Source organism: Jejudonia soesokkakensis, assembly GCF_042664795.1.
Lineage (GTDB): Bacteria > Bacteroidota > Bacteroidia > Flavobacteriales > Flavobacteriaceae > Jejudonia > Jejudonia soesokkakensis.
In genome coordinates this window covers 707,812-725,342 of the sequence record NZ_JBHTBN010000001.1, presented here as the reverse complement: position 1 = coordinate 725,342, position 17,531 = coordinate 707,812, and the positions used below count along the sequence as shown (strand labels likewise).

Annotated in this window: 14 protein-coding genes and 1 tRNA gene; 7 read left to right on the top strand and 8 right to left on the bottom strand. The window is 31.8% G+C overall.

Features of this window, described 5'->3' with window-relative positions; translation table 11 throughout:
* Nucleotides 1-258: 258 nt before the first annotated feature.
* From ACFQO1_RS03280 to ACFQO1_RS03265, 4 genes are all read left to right on the top strand, one after another.
* A complete protein-coding gene (locus tag ACFQO1_RS03280) occupies nt 259-1,488 on the top strand; it encodes a Shedu immune nuclease family protein (RefSeq protein ID WP_380216543.1) in 1,230 nt (409 codons plus the stop codon).
* Between the two features lie 150 nt (nt 1,489-1,638).
* The gene (locus tag ACFQO1_RS03275) at nt 1,639-2,412 is read left to right on the top strand and encodes an FRG domain-containing protein (protein ID WP_380216542.1); all 774 of its coding nucleotides are present in this window, start codon (nt 1,639-1,641) and stop codon (nt 2,410-2,412) included.
* Between the two features lie 250 nt (nt 2,413-2,662).
* Complete coding sequence (locus ACFQO1_RS03270) at nt 2,663-3,796, top strand: hypothetical protein (RefSeq protein WP_380216541.1); 1,134 nt, start codon at nt 2,663-2,665, stop codon at nt 3,794-3,796.
* A gap of 144 nt (nt 3,797-3,940) precedes the next feature.
* Nucleotides 3,941-4,912: a hypothetical protein gene (locus ACFQO1_RS03265; protein ID WP_380216540.1), complete on the top strand. Its 972-nt coding sequence runs from the start codon at nt 3,941-3,943 to the stop codon at nt 4,910-4,912.
* Nucleotides 4,913-5,245: 333 nt separating this feature from the next.
* On the opposite strand, the gene ACFQO1_RS03260 is transcribed toward ACFQO1_RS03265, so the two are convergent.
* Complete coding sequence (locus ACFQO1_RS03260) at nt 5,246-6,217, bottom strand: IS110 family RNA-guided transposase (RefSeq protein ID WP_380216539.1); 972 nt, start codon at nt 6,215-6,217, stop codon at nt 5,246-5,248.
* Nucleotides 6,218-6,434: 217 nt separating this feature from the next.
* Between ACFQO1_RS03260 and ACFQO1_RS03255 the strand changes: the two genes are divergently transcribed.
* On the top strand, nt 6,435-7,052 hold the full coding sequence (locus ACFQO1_RS03255) for an SOS response-associated peptidase (protein WP_380216538.1): 618 nt from the start codon (nt 6,435-6,437) through the stop codon (nt 7,050-7,052).
* Between the two features lie 32 nt (nt 7,053-7,084).
* Here ACFQO1_RS03255 and dinB read toward each other — a convergent pair whose 3' ends face one another.
* Nucleotides 7,085-8,308 carry a DNA polymerase IV gene (gene dinB, locus ACFQO1_RS03250; RefSeq protein ID WP_380216537.1) on the bottom strand — a complete coding sequence of 408 codons (1,224 nt, stop codon included), beginning with the start codon at nt 8,306-8,308 and terminating at the stop codon, nt 7,085-7,087.
* Between the two features lie 69 nt (nt 8,309-8,377).
* Here dinB and ACFQO1_RS03245 point away from each other — a divergent pair, with 69 nt between their 5' ends.
* On the top strand, nt 8,378-11,365 hold the full coding sequence (locus ACFQO1_RS03245) for a DNA polymerase III subunit alpha (protein ID WP_380216536.1): 2,988 nt from the start codon (nt 8,378-8,380) through the stop codon (nt 11,363-11,365).
* Between the two features lie 260 nt (nt 11,366-11,625).
* Here the strand turns inward: ACFQO1_RS03245 and ACFQO1_RS03240 are convergent, their stop codons facing one another.
* The 3 genes from ACFQO1_RS03240 to ACFQO1_RS03230 form a co-directional block, all read right to left on the bottom strand.
* Nucleotides 11,626-12,297: a hypothetical protein gene (locus ACFQO1_RS03240; RefSeq protein WP_380216535.1), complete on the bottom strand. Its 672-nt coding sequence runs from the start codon at nt 12,295-12,297 to the stop codon at nt 11,626-11,628.
* A gap of 2 nt (nt 12,298-12,299) precedes the next feature.
* Nucleotides 12,300-13,631: a tyrosine-type recombinase/integrase gene (locus tag ACFQO1_RS03235; RefSeq protein ID WP_380216534.1), complete on the bottom strand. Its 1,332-nt coding sequence runs from the start codon at nt 13,629-13,631 to the stop codon at nt 12,300-12,302.
* A 54-nt stretch (nt 13,632-13,685) separates the two neighbouring features.
* Nucleotides 13,686-13,758, bottom strand: a tRNA-Met gene (locus ACFQO1_RS03230).
* Between the two features lie 294 nt (nt 13,759-14,052).
* Here ACFQO1_RS03230 and ACFQO1_RS03225 point away from each other — a divergent pair.
* Nucleotides 14,053-15,681, top strand: coding sequence for an AsmA family protein (locus tag ACFQO1_RS03225; RefSeq protein WP_380216533.1), 1,629 nt, complete (start codon nt 14,053-14,055; stop codon nt 15,679-15,681).
* Here ACFQO1_RS03225 and ACFQO1_RS03220 read toward each other — a convergent pair.
* The 3 genes from ACFQO1_RS03220 to ACFQO1_RS03210 are packed head-to-tail and all read right to left on the bottom strand — an operon-like array spanning nt 15,671 to nt 17,527.
* Nucleotides 15,671-16,024, bottom strand: coding sequence for a SpoIIAA family protein (locus ACFQO1_RS03220; RefSeq protein ID WP_380216532.1), 354 nt, complete (start codon nt 16,022-16,024; stop codon nt 15,671-15,673). The genes ACFQO1_RS03225 and ACFQO1_RS03220 overlap by 11 nt on opposite strands.
* Before the next feature lie 40 nt (nt 16,025-16,064).
* Complete coding sequence (locus ACFQO1_RS03215) at nt 16,065-16,247, bottom strand: CPXCG motif-containing cysteine-rich protein (RefSeq protein ID WP_380216531.1); 183 nt, start codon at nt 16,245-16,247, stop codon at nt 16,065-16,067.
* Nucleotides 16,247-17,527 carry a TolC family protein gene (locus tag ACFQO1_RS03210; RefSeq protein ID WP_380216530.1) on the bottom strand — a complete coding sequence of 427 codons (1,281 nt, stop codon included), beginning with the start codon at nt 17,525-17,527 and terminating at the stop codon, nt 16,247-16,249. Before ACFQO1_RS03210 ends, ACFQO1_RS03215 begins: the two co-directional genes overlap by 1 nt.
* Nucleotides 17,528-17,531: the final 4 nt, after the last annotated feature.

The following is a 17,531-nucleotide window of genomic DNA, read 5'->3' as shown; positions in this document are numbered from 1 at the left end:
ACCTACAACATTGGTTATAATTCAGTGGGGCTGAATTCATAGCTTGATAATTAATCTTATATTTAAACATTAAAACTAATCTGACTGGATTTCGATAAACAGCTTGCCATCGCTCCGAAACACACGCACAGCCGTGAAACGGGCTGCGCTTCCCCTCGCCTTTGGCGAGATAATCACGCGCCAACGCAAAGCTGTCAATCCCCACCGAAATCATAACCAGAGACGTTGTAAGCCATTTGACCAAACCAAGAACAATAGATGAAAAATCAAATTCAAGAAACTAAAAAACTATTGCTTTTTGAGGAAATTCAAGGAGATAAAAAAATTATTTACAGACAACATAAAGAGGACGAAAAGAAAGATTTTGTCAAGATTTATGAAAAGAAAGGAAACGAATACATTTTTGAATTTGATGGAGCGACAATAAAAAAAATAAAATTTGAAGGCTTTGACGAAATTCCTGCCTTCTTTAGTGGTTTTGGCTATGGATTTAGTGACAATACCTTAAATAACTTTTTTAAATATCAGTTTGAGGATTCTCGAATTAATTCATTAATAATAAATGATACTTCTGCTTCAAAACGAAAAGGAAAAGCACTTGTTTTAAATGTTCAAGAACTTGAAGACCTTTTATCAAGCACAAATCAAGAACAAAGAGCTTGCAATGACACAAAAAGAATATTAATTAAAAATTTTTTGGTTGGTGCATTTCCAGAACTTGCATTTGACCACAAAGAAACTAACAATAATAAAAAGCTGATTTTAAGAAATCTAAATCAAAAGTTGATTGACCAATTAACAGCAGATGATATTGAAAAAATTGGCGAATTTTATGTAGATGCTGCAAAAAAATACAAAAGAGCAGATTTAGTAAAAAGAATGTCATTTGGACTTCAAAAGAATGCTCAAATTCTAACATTACAAGAGATTATTTTAAAATACGAAACATTACTAAAAGAAAATCCACCTGAAAGTACTTGGCAAAAATTCTTTGATGAATACATTACACTATTTGACACAAGATATGCACACAAAATCAACTATAAAAACATAGCTACAGGAATAACAAAGTATCCTGATTTAGTATTGGTTGACATTTACGGATATATTGATTTCTATGAACTTAAAAAAAATAACACACCTTTAATTCAATACGACAAAAGTCATAAAACTTGGTATTGGACAAAAGATGTTTCTATGGTAATTGCACAAGCAACTGACTATTTGCAAAAATCAAAAGAAAATGCTTCGAGTTATACTACAGCAATTAAGGAACAAACTGAAACAGAAAGTGAGGAAGGAATTGATGTTAATATTATTAATCCAAGAGTAATAATTGTAGCAGGCTCAACAAAAGAACTTAACACAAAAATTAAACGGAATCATTTTAAGAATCTTCGAGAAAGTTTAAAGGACATTGAATTTGTATTATATGATGAACTTCTTGAAAGACTTAAGAACTTATTAGACAAAATAAAAATAAAATAAAAACGGCTTACAACATTGGCTATAAGTAATTGCTTGTTCTCGCCTACTTCTGAAAATCCTCGCGGATTTTCAGTTTGGTGTGTACTTGCAAAGTTAAGTGCTAACCCACGCAACTACTCATAGCCGAGACCGTTGGCAACAATATTAACTATGACTAAAATTCATAAGAAGCATTTTAATTCCTGGGATGAGTTATCAAAATTTATTGATGACACGTTTACTTTCTTTAATAGGTTTTGCTTTAGAGGGCATGCAGATGCTAATTGGAATTTAGAAAGCACTTTAACTCGTGCAGTCAATAAAAAAATGTTAGAAAAAGACGTGAATAAATTAGTTAAGGAACATATTATAAATTTTAAGCAGAATCTAAGAGGTAGAAGCAAATTAAAATTAAATAAGATTTCTGAAAATGAAGTTTTGGCAATTGGACAACATTTTGGTCTATATACACCACTTCTTGATTTATCAGAATCTCCATATGTGGCTTTATTTTTTGCCCTTCAAGGACATTCTAATTCAGGAAATAGATGCCTTTGGGCATTTTCTGAAAATTTCATTAATGATATTAAAATAGCATTAGGAGAAAATAAGAACCAATTCGAACTTGTAAAACCAATTTCTCATGATAACCCTAGACTAGTTAGTCAACAAGGGCTTTTCATTAGAATACCTGTTGAAAAAGCTTTTGAAGAAGTTATTAAGGAGGTTAAATCCTCTTCAAAAGGTGTTCAGGTTTTTAAAATTGTCTTTGATGATTCAATAAAAAATGATTCTCTTGCCTCACTAAATAATATGAACATCAATAATCTCACATTATTTCCCGATTTTATCGGAGCTTCAAATCATGCGAATTATATTTTAGATATCGAAGAACATCTGTACAAGCGAAGAAAAGAAATTTGGAAAAATCATGATTCTAACTAATACTATACTGTTGCCAACAACGGTTATAATTCAGTGGGGCTGAATTCATAGCTTGATAATTAATATTATATTTAAACTTTAAAACTAATCTGACTGGATTTCGACACACAGCTTGCCATTGCGCTTCCGAAACGCACGCACAGCCAAAAAATGGGCTGCGCTTCCCCTCGCCTTTGGCGAGATAATCACGCGCCAATGCAAAGCTGCCAATCCCCACCGAAATCATAACCAGAGACGTTGGCAATAATATATGAAACACATTGCAATTAAACCTTTAAGTTTCGATGATGGATTAAATCTCTATCATATAAAAAGGGATTTGCTTCTATTTGATGAAATCTCTGTTGACCCTGTCTTGTTTAATATATTTTTGAAACAATTATATTACCAAAAGAGATTTCTAGACGGAAAGAAAGGAGAGCAAGTTTTCGCATATTACAAAGCAAATTATGATTACTTGATAAAAGAAGGTTTTATCACATTTACTTCATCAAAAGATTTGATGGAAGCTTTGAAAAAAGATAAAAACCCAAAAAAAATTGCATTAATAAAAAAATATAATGAAGGTCTAATTTTATTTAATAAAGAAAAAGATGAATTAGACAATAGAATTAAGGACGTTGACAATATTATTGAAGACTTTAAATCTAGAACAGAGGATTTTGTATCAGATGACGGAAAACTTTTTGTAATTGGAGAAAATAAAATACCTGTCAAAACCTATGGAGATAGTGCAGAAATAGAAGGTATGGAGCCAATTGATAAAAACTTAAATAATTTTTTTGAAATTATCCATCAGTTGAGAGTCGCATATAGCGATAATATATACGATAAAGAATCCATAAGTACTTCTGTTAGAAATAACAACAATAAACGAAGATTTACATTTACTTCATCATCTGAATCAGTTATGAATGTAATTTTAAAAAAGATTCCTGTACCTTCTAACTTAACAAGCTTCGAGCAAATACTTGACTTTAGAAGAGACCCAGATACAACTTATAAGTTTATTAAATTCAGGAAATTTGTTAAGGATTTAATTAAACCAAATATTAATCCTAAAGAAGCATTAGAACAAATTGAATATGCACTAAATGAATATGAGCAACATTTGAAATATCATAAACTCAAATATTCAACTACACCATTAGAATTATTTATAAAAGCACCATTAGAGATTTTAGAAAATACTGTTAAATTTAAATGGAAAGACATAGCAAAATCTTTATTTGATATAAGAAGGAATAGAATTGACTTTGCGCAACAAGAAATGAAATTAAAAGGAAATGAAGTTTCTTATCTGCACGAAATAAAAACACAATTTGATCCAAATTCTGATATGGAAAAATTTGAACAAATGGTTAGAATAGAAAGAGTTCGCTAAAATACTATTGCCAACAATGTATAAAAATAATAGCGTTTTAATCGCTAAAATATAGTAAGTTAATATAATAAAGGTCTGCTTTTAACCGAAAAGTTAGTGCGTAAAAATCCGCTACTATTCTTATACTAGACCGTTGCCAGTAATATGAAAAAAACCAAGAGCATAGCATTTTTACTAATATTGTTGCTTACTTCAATGACAGTTTCTGCTCATCAAGATTTTTGGGTTGTGACTGAATCTGGTAATGTTAAAACTCGAATAAAAACAGGTTACCAATATGAAGAAATTAAAAAGGTTCAAATAATTGGAGAATTGGCGGAATTATTAGCTAAAAAACTAAATTACAACGAACCAATACTTTTAGACTTCAATCATTACTATGTTGGAACCGCTGAACCAATTTATTTTTTAAGTTTTGACAATGGAACTATTAAATATAACTACGATGGAGCGAGAAAAGGTAAACCTCTTTTAAGTAAAAAAGGAATTGTTGTCCGTCAAGTAAGTAGTGAATTTGATATTGTCAATACTCTAAAAATGCTTGAGTATTCGATAAACAATTGGAAAACAATAAAAAAGGAACAAACAAAAATTGAGTATAACGAAAATTACTGCGATTGGATAATTAACTCGATTGACACAAATAAATCAATTGACATTCTAGCTAGCAAAGAAACTGAAGTAATTAGAGAGATAAAAAAGACAAAAATATATAGACCTGAAAAAGATTTTAAATCTGGAATTACATACTATTGGCAGAATAATAAATACAACATCGTTTTCAAGAAAAATAATAAAGAGGAATTAGTTACATCACTTAACAGTATTTATGATATACAAAGAAAGTGGAATACTGTTTTCATTTTTGAAACAACTTCTGACTTTTTAGTTTACGATACTTATAAAAAAGAAATTGTATCAAAAAAATGGAAAATTGAAAATGCCGAAAAGAATTATCGTCCATATGAAATAAATCATATTGGCGGAGATAAATATTCAATTAGCTTTTATTATTATTCTAATGAGCCAGGAATACAACCAAAGAACCAAATTTTGATTTATGCAAGACACGATGACAAGCTGATTCAAAACTTGAATAAACTTATGAAAGAATAAAATACTACTGGCAACAATGTGTATAATTCATTGCTAGTTAGAGCCTACTTACGAAAGTCCTCGCGGACTTTCTATCTGTGATTTATTTGCTAAATTTAGTGCTTAAACACGCAACGAAATCATACACTAGACCGTTACGACACATTTCTGAATTTTCTCTCTGCGCTACTCCTGAAAAAATAAATTCATACTTTTTGGAGCCAAGAAGTTTGCTGCTAAACAAATAGCATTTGAGAATCACGGCAAGTTTTCTTGTATTCTGAATAAAGCAAATAGCTTAGTTGCAAAAAAGGAAACGTAATTGATAAACGTGACATAACAACGGTTATAGATTTATTGTTTTTGCAACTTAGTACTATAATTCATGTCATACGGAATACCTGACTTAGCAATAGCAAAAGATTGCTTAATTAATTTATTACATACAGCAACTAGAGCTAATTTTTTGCTTTTTCCTTTTTTAACAATTCTGTCATATAAGGCTTTACACTGAGGGTTATTTTCACTTGCAGTAAAACTACATAGGAATAAATGATTCCGAACAATGGGGTTACCCGCCTTACTTATTCTTGATCTTCCTCTAACACTGCTTCCTGAGGTTCTTTCGTTCGGCGCAAATCCAAAATACGATGATACCTGTTTTGCATTAGTAAAGTCTTTAAAACCGTTAGTTGAAATAATTAGTAGTAACGCTGTTTTTCTTCCAATTCCAGGTATAGTTTGAATTGAGGTATATAGATTTTTTTGATGGATTTCTATGAGTTTTTCTGATTCGATTTCTAAAAATTCGATCTCTTTAAGAACCATTTTTAATTGACGCTTCAGTGAACGTACCATTTTTCCATGTATATGACCTCTACTTTGTAAAGCGTGAATTTTATTTTTGATAGATGTTGTTTGTTTAAAATAAAGCTGAATGACTGTTTGAATCATTTTACATTGTTCAATATATGCTGGATTTGGATGCCACAATTCTAAAGGCTGTTGAATACCGTACTGAAAAATCATTTCAGCATCACTTTTATCAGTTTTAATTCTATTCAATTTCATCTGAATAAAACGCTTAATAATTAAAGGATTTACAACTGAAACATTTACACCTTTTTTTGAAAGAAAACAAGCTAGCTGATAATGGTAACAAGAAGTAGCTTCCATAATACACCAATGTGCTTTGCTTAATGATTTTTTAAATAATCTAAACCCTGAGATATTATTTGTATATTGATAATGACCTTTATTTAGGCTATAAGTGTCAAAAACATTTTTGGAGATATCAATACCAACAATAACTTTAATTTTATTCATTGCAATTTTAGTTGAAAACTTTTAATATCAATTCAAAAAAATAATTGAGTAAAAATTAAAAGAGCAGTGATTTCCAATGTTGACGGAATCTAAAGTTCCTACGATTATCTCAATCTTTATCTGCTCTTCTTTATATAAATTTATATAGTGAAATTTACAATTATTTTAAAAATAATAGATATTGACTTTAGAATTTTAACCTTTAAAAACACTGGATATGTGCTATCGTACAAAACTAAATTCTGAACTTTCAAAAATTGAAAATTCCTTTAATGCCACTTTTGTAAAGCCAAAAAATTACAATCCTCAATTAGAAATTAATGGATTTTCATTTAGCCCTAATCCAGTCATATTAGACGAGGACAGAGGTCATATTAACTTTGCTAATTGGGGGTTAATACCATTTTGGGCAAAGAATGATCAGATAAAAAAAATGACTCTCAATGCCAGAATAGAAACTGCCAATGAAAAACCAGCTTACAGAAGTGTTGTGAAAAATAGATGCCTAATACTGGCAGATGGATATTATGAATGGCAATGGATTGATCCAAAAGGGAAAGAGAAACAGAAATATTTAATAATGCCCGAGGATCAACAAATATTTGGATTTGCTGGGTTTTACAGTGATTGGACCAACCCAGAAACAAATGAGAAAGTAACTTCCTATACAATCGCAACAACTGATGCTAATGAATTAATGGCAGAGATTCATAATAATAAAAAACGAATGCCTATCATTATTAAAGAAAAGGATAGAAATGATTGGTTAAATGGTTTAGATTTAAAACATTTCGCTTATCCATATGATGTAAATTTAAAAGCAGAAAAAGTATAAATTTTTACTAAAGCTATTCATTAAATTAATTTTTATCGATGTCTGTGGGCCAATAAAATGGGAGGTCGACCATCAAAGGGATTTCCTTGATTCCCAATGGTGCGAGATCCTTCTCCAAGTGTATTAGCTCTTCTTACTAGATGATCTCCATATTTATTTCGAATAAGGTCCATTGCTTTATATAAATTAACTGTTTTATTTGTGTTTTCAAACATGTCAATTTGATAGTGACCTTCAGTAAGTCCAGAAAAACGAACACCAATTAATCTTACAAGTACTCTGCGATCATATAATTTTTTGAATAATTCTATAACTGTAGGTATTAAAATATGATCTGCTGAAGTATGCTTAATTTTAAGTTGTTTAGAATAAGTCTGAAAATCAGAGTATCGTATTTTAACTGTAACTACAGAAGTTAATTTGTTTCCCCTTCGTAATTGAAATGAAAGATTTTCAGCCATGGCTGAAAGTGTTGTATAAATTATATCCTGATCAAAAGTATCTTTTCCATAAGTACGCTCACTTGATATAGATTTTCTCTCATAAAAGGGTCTAATTGGACTATCATCTATTCCATTACAACGCTCCCAGATAATTCTACCATTTTTACCAAAAACAGAAATCATTCGTTCTATAGGCATTTGCTGTACCAAGCCTACTTCTCTAATACCCAATAAGGAAAATTGCTTGAATGTTTTGTCACCTACCATCGGTATTTTTTTAATAGATAGAGGCGCTAAAAATCGTTTTTCATAACCTTGTGCTACGTTCATTTGATTGTTAGGTTTAGCCTCACCTGTTGCAACCTTAGAAACTGTTTTATTTATTGAAAGTCCAAATGAAATGGGTAATCCAGTTTCATGAATAATTTTTGCTCTTAATTCTTTGGAAAATTTATAACAACCAAAAAATTTATCCATTCCTGTCAGATCCCCATAAAATTCATCTACACTCGCTTTTTCAACAATTGGCAATTCCTCTAAAAGAATATCAGTTACTTCTTTAGACATTTTACTATACAATCCACCATTTCCTCTAATTACAAAAGCTTTAGGACAAAGTTGTTTGGCAAGACTCATATTCATAGCACTATGAACACCATATCTTCTTGCTTCGTAACTCGCTGCTGCAACAACTCCTCTAGATCCTGTACCGCCAATAATTACAGGTCTATTATTCAAGGAACTATCAAGCCTTCTTTCACAGGACACAAAAAAGGCATCTAAATCAAAGTGTATTATTGTTTTATTACTCATAGGATATATTCCAAAATTATGGAATTATTCCTAATTTTATTCTAATTTTGACATCCAAGTTATCAACATATGTATATCAATTGTCATTCATATTATTCTCTACGCTATGGTACTTTTTCTGAAGTTACTTTATTAGAAATAGCAATGCAAAATGGAATAACTAAGCTGGCTTTAACAGATATTAATAGTACAAGCGCATGCTTAAATTTTATAAAAGAGGCACAAGAGAAAAAAATGCATGCTGTTGTAGGTGTGGATATTAGAAACGGTATTGATCAGAAATACATAGTATTAGCAAAAAATAATGAAGGTTTTCAAGAACTTAATCAACATGTAACTTTTCATTTGCATAATCATAGTGAGTTTTCATCCATTGCACCATCACTCCCAAATTGTTATATCATTTATCCATTTGAAAAAGCAATGGAGGAACGTTTATATCGTTTTTCTGAAAATGAATTTGTTGGAATATCTCCAAAGGATCTAAATAGATTACCTTTTTCTCCATTTGCAGATTTAAAAAAGCATCTTGTAATCCAGAAAGCGGTCACGTTTAGAAATAAATCAGATTTTAATGCACATCGACTACTTCGAACAATTGACTTAAATACACTTTTAAGCAAATTACCTAAAAGTGAGCAAGCTGATCCTAATGATATACTTTTGCCTCCTGAAATTTTACGAGTAATGTATCAAGATTATCCTGAACTGTTATTTAATACTGATACTATACTAAAAAGTTGTCAAGTTGATTTTTACTTTGAAGAACATCGTGTCAATCAAAATCAAATTATATACGGTAAGAATAAACAAGAAGATGCTAAACAACTAGAGGAGTTGTGTTATGCCAAAATAAAAGAACGATATAGAAATCCATCTATTGAGGTTTATGAGCGCGTAGAGAAAGAATTGGCAGCAATTAAGGAAATGAATTTTGTTTCTTATTTCCTCATTAATCATGACATTTTAGAATATGCCCGATCAAAAAATTATCCCTACATAGGGCGAGGAAGTGGTGCAAATAGCGTAGTAGCTTATATCATTGGAATTACAAATGTTGATCCAATTGAATTAGATCTTTACTTTGAAAGGTTTATCAATGAATACAGAAGCAGTCCTCCAGATTTTGATATTGATTTTTCTTGGAAGGATAGAGATGATATTACCGATTATATCTTCCGAAGATTTAAAAATACTGCATTGATGGGTACCTATGTAACCTTTCAATATCGTGCTGTTATTCGAGAATTAGGTAAAGTGTTCGGCATTCCAAAATATGAAATTGACCATCATCTTAAGGGCTTCAAAGTTAAAAAAAGTGCAAGTAGTGATTACTTGAAATTAGTAGAAAAGTATGCGCATTATATACATGGATTTCCTAATTATCTAAGCGTACATTCAGGAGGAATTATAATAACTCAAAAGCCAATTTCATATTACACAAGTACTTTTATGCCACCTAAGGGGTTTCAGACCGTTCAATTTAATATGAATATTGCTGAAGAGGTAGGCATTTTTAAATTCGATATTCTTGCACAACGTGGTCTATCAAAAATAAAAGACACTTTAGAGATTATATCCTATAATCAACCAGATGCGAAGGTTATAAATATTGATGATACTGAAGTATTTAAAAAGGATCCTAAAATCAATAAGCTGTTGAATACAGGAGATTGCATGGGAGTTTTCTATGTAGAATCACCAGCTATGAGAACTTTAATGACTAAGCTAAAAACAAATAATTACTTAAACCTCGTAGCTGCTAGTAGTATCATCCGACCGGGTGTTTCAAATGGAGGGATGAAAAACGAATTTATCCTACGTCATCGAATCCCTGAAAAACGTAAAGAGGCACATCCTGTATTGCTAGATATTATGGAGGACACCTACGGAGTAATGGTATATCAAGAAGATGTTTTAAAAGTGGCACATAAATTTGCTGGACTTTCACTGGCTGAAGCTGATATTTTAAGGAGAGGTATGAGGGGGAAAGTGAAATCAAAAGGGCAATTTGAACAGGTTGAAAAGAAATTTATATCAAATTGTTTAAGCAAAGGTTATAGTAAAGAACTTACTATAGAAGTTTGGGAGCAAATAAAGGCTTTTGCTGGATATGCGTTTGCAAAAGGACATTCAGCTTCTTATGCAGTTGAAAGTTATCAATCTTTATATCTAAAAAGATATTTTCCACTAGAGTTTATGACCGCTGTTTTAAATAATGGAGGTGGTTTTTACAATATTGAAACTTACGTTCATGAAATAAAAGCAAAGGGAGGTTTCGTTGAACCACCTTGCATAAATTATAGTGACCATGGAAATTCTATTAAAGAAAAAACAGTTTACTTAGGGCTAGGAATGCTAAAGGCATTGGATTTTAAAATTTCACAAGCCATTTTAAATGAGCGAGGTCTTTATGGCAAGTTTGAATGTTTTGATAATTTTCTAGATAGAGTTAGAATTGGAATTGAACAGCTACTTATTTTAATTAGAATAGATGCGTTTAGATTTACAGGGATTGATAAACACAAATTACTTTGGGAAGCATATTTGAAACTAGATAAATCTAATTCAGATAAACAACACTTAGTTTTATTTAAAGAAAAAAAGAGATCATTTAAAATTCCCAATTTTTATACTGAAACAATAATAGATGCTTATGATCAACTTGAATTGTTAGGATTTACATTATGTTCCACTTTCGATCTTTTGGCAGAGCCTTTGCCAAGTAAATTTATTGCAAATAATTTAAAGCATTGTATTAATAAACAAATTAGTATATGCGGCAAACTTGTAACTGCAAAAGGAACTCCAACAAAAGACAAACGCCTAATGCACTTTGGTACTTTTATAGATTCAGAAGGAACTTTTTTTGATACAGTACATTTTCCTCTTATAGCTGAAAAATATGATATTCGTTCAAATGGAATTTATCATCTTAGAGGAAAAGTTGTTGATGATTTAGGGTGTCTATCAATAATAGTAGATTATTTAGAACGACTAACTATTTTACCAGATCCTCGATTTACCAAGGTCAATATAAATTCAAAACTAATTTAATAAAGAACTGTTAGTCGCCTTTAATTAATATATAGTAATATTTTATGGTATCTATTCGGTATCTCACCATAAGGCTTAAAATTCTTTTACTTAATAAAAAACTTTCTAAACAATAAGACTAATTGTACGTCAAACAAATATTCATATAACGTTTATTATCGTATCAATCTATAGCAATTGGAAGTGTTGCAAATAAATCAAAAAAATGTAACTACATCAATTGCCCATATATATTCTAATGATTATTAGGGAGTTCTAAATTAATTAATATTAAAAACAGTCTCTAATAAGTATTTCTCAACTTCAATTTCATTGATTGAATCTTTTTGACTATCTATAAGGCTATCATTTTGAGATTTTGAAATAGGATCTATTTCTTTGATGCTATATTGCAATATATTTTTATTAAATATTGGGCTTTCAATAGATCCTAAAATTGCAAAATCTTCTAATGAAAAGGGTTTAAGTTTTTTGATGTTGCAAACTTCGATAATTGACTTCCGATGATCTAAAAAATTGTGATATTGTATTTTAAATGTTAAGTAGATATTATCACTCGCATCTGGAAAATGCTCTTTTAACTCGCGGTATAATATTTCAGAATAAAAACACATAGCATTTAGAAAAAGCATGTAGCGATCAATTAAATACTTAAATTTTCTTTTGCCCGAAAGATCTTTAAAATCTGCTATTTTAAAAACGCTTTCTTCCAAAACGGTACGCTTTGATATAATCTTATGTAAATGCGCAGGCAACTTCATTGATTTAGTTTTGCCTTTACCGGTAACATATAATAACTTGTTTAAATAGGTATCTAATGGAAAGTCAAACATACCTCGTACCTGATCGTCAATATGTGAAGGCGGCAGGTAAAAAACTGCTGGGGTTGCCAGTGTTCTTATTAATCCGATAAATTTTTCGTGAGTACTCATATCTATAGCATATCTGAATAATCCGCTGGCATTTCAGCATCAATTGTCCTTAAATATTTTTCTAAGGCAGTCATGGTGGTATGACCTGTAATTAACATTAGGCTACTTTTAGCGGCAAAGGGGGTCATATTCTGTCTTAGGTTTTTATAAACCTTAGTGATATAGGTATGTCTAAAACTGTATAATCCATAATTTTCATCAAAGCCAAAATGATTTTTTACAACTTGCTTATATCTCTTTGAAAAATGATCACGTCTACTTTCAACTGTAGCATCCCATGATATTCCTAAACCTTCTGGTGTAAATAATATGCTATCTTTATCATAAATCGAAAGATCAGGAAGTGCATCTATTAAAAGTTGTGGAAGGATCTTCGTTTTATAAGGTTTATTCTTCGCTTTAAATCTTATTATATTATTTTCTAAATCAATATCCCCAACTTTAAGTCTACATACCTCTACAGGCCTTAAAAAGGCAAAGGAGATAAATTTTATATACAAGAGAAGTAAAGGATCTCGATTTTCAAGATACCTAAATATCTTTTCTTGTTCTTGCTCCAAATACCCTCTATTTCTTTTAGGTATAGATCGCAAAGTGCTTATATCTTTTAGATAGTTTTCTTTGACATAATCATTATCCTTTAAAACCTGAAAAACACTACTTAAATTAATCCGATAGTTGTTTCTATTTCTCGCGCTACTTCGGCTCAAAACGCTGTTTAAATAGTCTAAAAGAATTTTTTTTGAGATTTGATCTATATAAACAACCTCTTTATGGTTTTTCTTTAACCATTTTATAAAATTATTTGTCGTAGAAGTATAATCATCTAAGGTTCGTTTACTAACCGAATGACTTTTAAGCCCAAGAGCTATTTTAAAAGCATCTGCAACTTTGGGTATTGCAATTTGGCTAGTTGCATGCGTATATATAGTATTATTTTCAGCGTTTGTAGTGCTTTGCATCGTTTTTTGATGTGCGATGCTTGGTGTCACAATTGCGGCAGTTGTTTTTTCTTTGGTTAAGTTTTTATGGAGTTCTTTGTTATCCTCATAAGGACTATACCCTTTTTTAAGTAGTCGAAGTAAACATTTTCGATAAGCTGTTAAAAGAGTAAGCCTATCCTCTCTATTTTTTAATTTATTGACAGTACCATAAACATTTTTTTGACGTGTTAATTTTCCTGTTATAGGGTTTCGATAGGAAAAATAAACATACCAACGCTTTGATAAGTCGCCATTAGCATCGTAGATTTTTGGGATGGAGTAATTGATATTGTGTTCTAAATCGTGTTCATTTCTGTGTTCTAAGATAATAAATTCGTTAAGAGTAAGCATAAAAAAAACGGTTAGTAGTGAACTAACCGTTTGTTAATGGCACTTAAGCCTTTGTAGCGGGAACTGGACTCGAACCAGTGACCTTCGGGTTATGAGCCCGACGAGCTACCTACTGCTCTATCCCGCGATGTATCTTAAAAAGCTGATTATACTCAACTTTGCAATTTCTTTCTTAACTAGTACTAAACTGGTAGGTACCCTGTCCCGTACTGGTTACGGGATACTGCTCTATCCCGCGATATGTCTTTTTCATCTTAAAGGGCTTCGGGCTCAATCCCGACGAGTTAGCTATCTGCGCTAAGCCCGCGATGTGGACTGCAAATATACAATGATTTTTAATTCTTACCACAAGGCAGTAGAAAATATTTAACAAAAAATCACAAACATTTCTACCTCAACTGCTTGTTTAGTACATTTGAATATGTCAAAAACACTTCGCTGGATAATTAGTAGTATTGGGGCTATCATCATCATAGGCCTTCTTGCCACCATGTATATAAATTATACTGTAAAAAATAAAGTAGAAAATTTTTTAGCAACTCAGTTACCTTCAAACATTTCTCAATCCTACAAACGAATGAATCTCGATGTTCTTAGGGGTACGATTACCATTTTTGAGCCTTCTGTAGTCTTTCAGAATAAAAAAGACAATCAGCAACATACCTTTATTACCCTGGATAAGATCATTATCGAAGAAGTAAGCTACTGGGATTACCTTTTTAATGAAGAAATACATATAGAAGATATTAAGCTTAAAAGCCCCGTCATCACCTATTATAAAGACCGGCTTATTACAAGTACAGATACGGTTCGCAAAGCACCCATCCGTTTATACAAACCTGTTATTGTGGATGAACTAAGCATTGACAACACCACATTAAAAATTATCGATGCGACTAAGGATTCTATTTTTATGTATGCTGAAAATCTCACCATAGAGATTGACGATATTTTAGTTACTTCTGAAACCTTAAAACGAAGGTTACCGCTTGAATTTTCAGAATATGAAGCAGAAACAGATTCAGTTTTTCTGAAAGTGAGTCCCTACGAAAATGTTTCGGTTGGAGATCTGAAGCTAAAAGACAAAAAACTAGCGATTCAAAAAATAAATCTTCGTACCAAATATTCCAGACAACAACTGTCCAATATACTTTCCGTAGAAAGGGATCACTTCGATATCGACTTTAACAGTCTAACAGCTTCAGAGATAGATTTCGGATTTAAAAACAACAGACTTTTTGTAAACGTCCCTCAAATACTCTTTGAAGATCCAAAGGCAGTGATTTATAGAAATAAACTACTAGCAGACGATCCTAAAATAAAACCGCTGTACAGCAAAATGCTTAGAGATCTTAATTTCGACTTAACCGTGGATGAAATTGAAATAAAAAATGGCGCTATTACCTATACCGAAAGAGTAAAGGCAGATAATAGCGGGGGTACGATCAATTTTTCAAATCTTTTTGCTTCTATTTATAATGCTAGTAATACATATCCTTCAGGAACGAAAACTCAAATTGATATCAAAGCTGAGTTTATGGAAAATACACCGTTTAATGTGAACTGGGAGTTTGATGTAACGAATACTGCAGATCAGTTTCTGTTTAAAGCCGAAATTGGGTCGCTTGCGGCAGCAGAACTCAATAAGTTTACACAACCAAACTTAAAAGTGAAACTCGAAGGTATGACCAACAAAACCTATTTCACCATCAGTGGCGATAACAATACTTCAATGATTGATATGCGGATGAATTACGATGATTTTAAAGTTTCAATACTGGGAGATAATGGTCGTGATAAAAAAGGATTTGTTTCTGCTATTGCCAATCTTTTTATTAAAAAAGATAGCGACAATGAAGAAAACAGTTTTAGAGAAGGTAGTGGAAATGCAACCAGAAATAAAACAAAGTCGTTTTTTAACTATTTATGGCTTAACACCGAATCGGGTCTCAAAGCGACACTTACGGGAGGTTCAAATAGCACAAAAGAAACTAGCGCGTCCCGATCTGAAAAAAGAAAAGCTAGACGTGCAACCAGAGCTAGGAGCTAATCCAGTTCATCGCTTTTAAGCGTTCCGAAATATCAAAATTCTTTAAGGTTCCCGAAAGGAATATATTTTCAATACTCCCACACATATGGATCCATTTACGATCTGTAACGATGGCAATTTTTCTAAACCGATCACCATGTTCCAATTTAAACATTAATTGGTTCACGATGGCTGGTAACGTAAAACTTTCAATATTGGAGTCTTCCAGGTAGAGATTAATTTTGTCAAAGGATTTTAATTTTTCTAGAATTTCAATTTGCAGCTTGTTGATGGCCTTTTCATTGACATTTCCATCAATTAAAAAACCAACGGTATCTTTAGAAAAAGTAAAACTTGAATGCATGCCCCAATTAATTAGTTATCTTAAAGATACTAAAAAAAATCTACTGCTCAATGCTATTTGCTGAAAATGAATTCAATACACCATCTTCATACCCTACTGAAACTTCAATAGGATTGCAACAAACTTCACAGTCTTCAATGTATTTCTGAAACGAAACCGATACATCTAATAACATAGAAATCTCTTCCCAGCAATACGGACACTGAAAAAAATGTTCTTCCATTAAAATTCGATATTTAGTAATTGACCCGTTAACTGAAGCAACTCTAACTCCGCCAATTTAGCCTCATATTTTGCCAAGTTCTTATTCGTTTTTGCATTTAACAAATTTAATTGTGCCTGCCGTAACTCTACAGAAGTGATTTGCCCTAGTTTATAGCGTTCATTAGAACGCTCGTAATTATTAGTGGCAGTAATTACATTTTGTTCTTGCAGTCTATATACATTTAACCGATTTAAATAATTTCCTTTGGCATTTGCTATATCCCGTTCCACTTCGTTTGCAATCTGACTTTTAAACAACTCTTGATTGGCATAATTGATCTTAGCATTTTTAATCGTAGTAATGCCGCTGCCCCCATCAAAAAAGCTCCAGGTCAATGATAAACCTGCAGCAAAACCCGTAGAGGTATTTGAACTGGCAAAACTAGTACTGGGAAAATTCCCTTCATTCCAACCATAGGATCCTGTAAGCCCTATCGTTGGTAGAAATATAGATTTGCTCGCTTTATAATTATAATCGCCAATGACTATATTCCTTTCTGCCTGAAGCAAACGTACATTCGTGGTATCGGCTTCTCTTATAAATTGTTCAATTCGCAATTCATTGGTAAATGCAACGGTGGTATCTACTGTAAAGATCCGTTCTAACCCTTTGTTTGTAATAACATTGAGATCCCGTTTGGCATTGGCAAGTTCCTGCCGGGTATTTAAAAGATTGATACTGTCGGTTACTATGTCTACCTCGGCATTCAATACCTCCAATTTGTTTACTTGTCCATAATCAAAACTGTATTCAGCTCTCGTTAATCGCTGTTTTGTATTCTGAAAGGTTTGCTGTAAAACCACCTCGTTTTCGGTTAGTCTGGCTACTTCGTAGTACACAGAGAATAACTGCAATAACGTTGTTTCTATAGTCTCTCTAGCCTGCAGCTCGGTAAGATTGTATTCTTCTTTTAATCTCTTAAAGTCATAGAATCTCCCCAGACCATCAAATAATGTATAATTAAGGTTTATTGAAGCATTGTACCGAGTTGTTTCGGCACCATCGATCGATCGTGAAGTCCCATCATTAAATGTTACCTCTTGATTTTCGATATTATAATTCGCCCCCGCGTTTCCAGTAAGAGAGGGTAAATACCCAGAGTTTAATATATTCTGATTATTATCTGAAACTAGGACACTATTCTTCGCTATTTTAATTCCGAAGTTATTTTCAAGGGTTTCTTTGATCGCTTCTTCTTTCGATAAAAAATTAGCGTCCTGAGACCATAACGTACTCATCGAA